This is a genomic window from Streptomyces sp. NPDC057654 (genome assembly GCF_042800135.1).
Taxonomy (GTDB): Bacteria; Actinomycetota; Actinomycetes; order Streptomycetales; family Streptomycetaceae; genus Streptomyces.
This window is the reverse complement of sequence record NZ_JBHVHQ010000942.1, coordinates 1-3,158: the sequence shown is the minus strand read 5'-3', so window position 1 is coordinate 3,158 and position 3,158 is coordinate 1. Positions and strand designations below refer to the sequence as shown.

Sequence of the window (3,158 nt, the reverse complement as noted above, 5' to 3'; positions counted from 1 at the left end):
CAGCAGGGCGGTGGACAGCACGGTGGCCGTGGGGTCGGCCTTGCCGGTGCCCGCGATGTCCGGGGCGGAGCCGTGCACCGGCTCGAACATCGACGGGAAGTCGCCGCCCGGGTTGATGTTCCCGGACGCGGCGAGCCCGATGCCGCCGGTCACGGCGGCCGCGAGGTCGGTGAGGATGTCGCCGAAGAGGTTGTCGGTGACGATGACGTCGAACCGCTCGGGCTGCGTGACGAAGAAGATCGTCGCGGCGTCGACGTGCAGATAGTCGGTGGTGACGTCGGGGTACTCCGCGCCCACCGCGTCGAAGATCTTCTTCCACATGTGACCGGCGTGGACGAGGACGTTGTTCTTGTGAACCAGCGTCAGCTTCTTGCGCGGACGCGCCATGGCCCGCTCGTACGCGTCGCGCACGACGCGCTCCACGCCATAGGCCGTATTGACGCTGACCTCGGTGGCCACCTCGGCGGGGGTTCCGGTGCGCAGGGAGCCGCCGTTGCCCGTGTACGGGCCTTCGGTGCCCTCGCGCACCACGACGAAGTCGATCTCGGGGCGGCCGGCCAGCGGGGTGGCCGTGTTGGGCAGCAGCTTCGACGGACGCAGGTTGACGTAGTGGTCGAAGGCGAAGCGGAGCTTGAGGAGAAGCCCGCGCTCCAGCACACCGGACGGCACGGACGGGTCGCCGATCGCGCCGAGCAGGATCGCGTCGTGGTTCTTCAGCGATTCCAGGTCGGCGTCGGGCAGGGTCTCGCCGGTGGCGTGCCACCGCTTGGCGCCGAGGTCGTACTCCCGGGTCTCCAGCTTCACGTCGGAGGGAAGGGCGGCGGCGAGGACCTTGAGGCCCTGGGCCACGACTTCCTGGCCGATACCGTCACCGGGGATCACTGCGAGGTCAATGCTGCGAGACATACCGGGACCCTACTCCCGTGTCCCGCCGGTTGACATGGGTCGTCCACTATCCGGACAAGCCCTCGGCCGGTCGGCTGTCGTTCACCCGAAGTACGCATGGAGGTAGGGCTTCCCTGGCACGTTGTGATGCATGGAGACACCACGGTTCGGCATACCCGACCAACTCGCGGCGCGTATGACGATGCCCGAGCAGCACGAGTACCTGCGGACGAAGCTCACCCGGCGCGGAATGCTGCGCGCGGGCGCCGCGAGCGCCGGGGCCGTGGCGGGCGCGGGCCTGCTGACCGGCGGCGCGAACGCGTACGCCGCGCAGCAGACCAGCGCTCCCGCCGCCTCGCCCACCCTCCTCACCTCGGCCGCCACCACCAAGGTGAGCGGGCATCTCGTCGCGCCGTTCGGCCGGCATCTCGCCTTCGGAGCCGACCCCAGGACGCAGATGCGCGTCTCCTGGCAGGTGCCGTTCGCGGTCAGGCGCCCGTTCATCCGGATCGGGCTCAAGCCCTGGGACCTGAGCCACAAGATCCAGGCCGAGGTGCGGGACCTGCACACGCCCGCCCTGTCGAAGAAGCAGCCCGCCGTCGACCAGGTCTATCTGCACGCGGCGCTGGACCACCTGCGCCCCGGCCGCACGTACTACTACGGCGTCGGCCACGACGGCTTCGACCCGGCGCACCCGCGGAACTTCTCCTCCATCGGCACCTTCACCACCGCCCCGGCGCGCGCGGAGAAGTTCACCTTCACCGCCTTCGGCGACCAGGGCGTCACCTATGACGCGCTCGCCAACGACCAGTTGATCCTCGGCCAGAACCCGGCGTTCCATCTGCACGCCGGCGACATCTGCTACGCCGACCCGTCCGGCTCGGGCCGCACCAGCGACGTCTACGACGCCCGTGTGTGGGACCAGTTCCTGGCGCAGACCGAGACGGTCGCGGCGCGCGTCCCGTGGATGGTGACCACCGGCAACCACGACATGGAGGCCTGGTACTCCCCGCACGGCTACGGCGGCCAGAACGCCCGCTGGACGCTGCCGGACAACGGCATCGACCCGGTGGACGCTCCCGGTGTGTACTCCTTCTCCTACGGCAACGTCGCCTTCGTCGCCCTGGACGCCAACGACGTCTCGTACGAGATCACCGCCAACACCGGGTACACGGCGGGCCGCCAGACCAAGTGGCTCGACCGGCGCCTCGGTCAGCTGCGGGCACAGCGCGGCATCGACTTCATCGTCGTCTTCTTCCACCACTGCGCCTTCTCGACCACCAACTCGCACGCCTCCGACGGCGGGGTGCGCGACGCGTGGGTCCCGCTGTTCGAGAAGCACCAGGTGGATCTGGTCATCAACGGCCACAACCACGTATACGAGCGCACCGACGCCATCCACCGCGGCAAGGTCTCCAAGAAGGTCCCGATCGGCGAGACCGTCGACTCCACGCGCGACGGCATCGTGTACGTCACGGCGGGCGGCGCGGGCAAGTCGCTCTACGACTTCCCGGTGGCGGACAGCTACGAGGGCCACGTCGCGGACCTCGACAGCGTGCCCACGTACCACTGGGAGAAGGGCGGCGGGAAGGACAAGGAGACGGTGGAGTGGTCGCGGGTGCGCTACACCGGCTACTCCTTCATCGCCGTCGAGGTCGAACCGGGCCACCGGCCGCGGATGCGCGTGACGACGCTGGCGGAGAGCGGCGGCCGGCTGGACCACTTCGACGTGGTACGCGGCCGGCACCGCTGAGCGGTACGCACGCGCAAGGGGCCGGCCCACCTCCACCCGGAGGGGACCCGGCCCTTCGTCAGCGCGTCTCAGCTCGTCTCAGCTCGTCTCAGTGCCCGGTGACGCCGCCGTTGTCGCGGCGGTCGAGCGCGCGCTGAAGAGCGGCGGCGGCGTTCTTGCGGTCGGCGTCATCGGCGGCACGGGCGATACGACGGGTCCTGCGGACAGCGGTGTCGGCCATGATTCACGTCTCCTCTTACTGAACCCCGAGGGAAAAGGTCGGTCGAAGATCGGATGAACGCCGGAGGGGCGGGGGCCTGGGTGCAACAGGGGTCACCTGCACGCGCGCACCGGGCCACAACCGCCATCGCCCGATGGGACGAGACGTCGGCTCCTACAAAGTTAAGCCAGGATCACCGTGCTGTCTGCACAATTACTTGGACTTCCTACTATCTGAGACGGCTCGGTCACTCGATCAGATGATCTGCACCTGGGGGATGCCGGAAAGATGGCCCCCAGCACGCCGACGGCCCGGCGCCCC

General features: G+C 69.2%; 3 protein-coding genes. 1 reads left to right on the top strand and 2 read right to left on the bottom strand.

All coding sequences use genetic code 11. The features are described 5' to 3' along the window. Nucleotides 1–906 (bottom strand): 3-isopropylmalate dehydrogenase (locus tag ACFU99_RS38640; protein WP_384401890.1); only part of this gene is annotated, 906 nt, incomplete at its 3' end. Between the two features lie 130 nt (nucleotides 907–1,036). Here ACFU99_RS38640 and ACFU99_RS38635 point away from each other — a divergent pair. Continuing rightward, nucleotides 1,037–2,638, top strand: coding sequence for a purple acid phosphatase family protein (locus tag ACFU99_RS38635; protein ID WP_384401887.1), 1,602 nt, complete (start codon nucleotides 1,037–1,039; stop codon nucleotides 2,636–2,638). Nucleotides 2,639–2,726: 88 nt separating this feature from the next. Here ACFU99_RS38635 and ACFU99_RS38630 read toward each other — a convergent pair whose 3' ends face one another. Continuing rightward, the gene (locus tag ACFU99_RS38630; RefSeq protein ID WP_363132195.1) at nucleotides 2,727–2,858 is read right to left on the bottom strand and encodes a hypothetical protein; all 132 of its coding nucleotides are present in this window, start codon (nucleotides 2,856–2,858) and stop codon (nucleotides 2,727–2,729) included. Between the last annotated feature and the right edge of the window lie 300 nt (nucleotides 2,859–3,158).

Bases quoted from the DNA above. Each gene is read 5' to 3' on its own strand.
- ACFU99_RS38635 (WP_384401887.1), top strand. From the start codon at position 1,037: ATGGAGACACCACGGTTCGGCATACCCGACCAACTCGCGGCGCGTATG.
- ACFU99_RS38630 (WP_363132195.1), bottom strand. From the start codon at position 2,858: ATGGCCGACACCGCTGTCCGCAGGACCCGTCGTATCGCCCGTGCCGCC.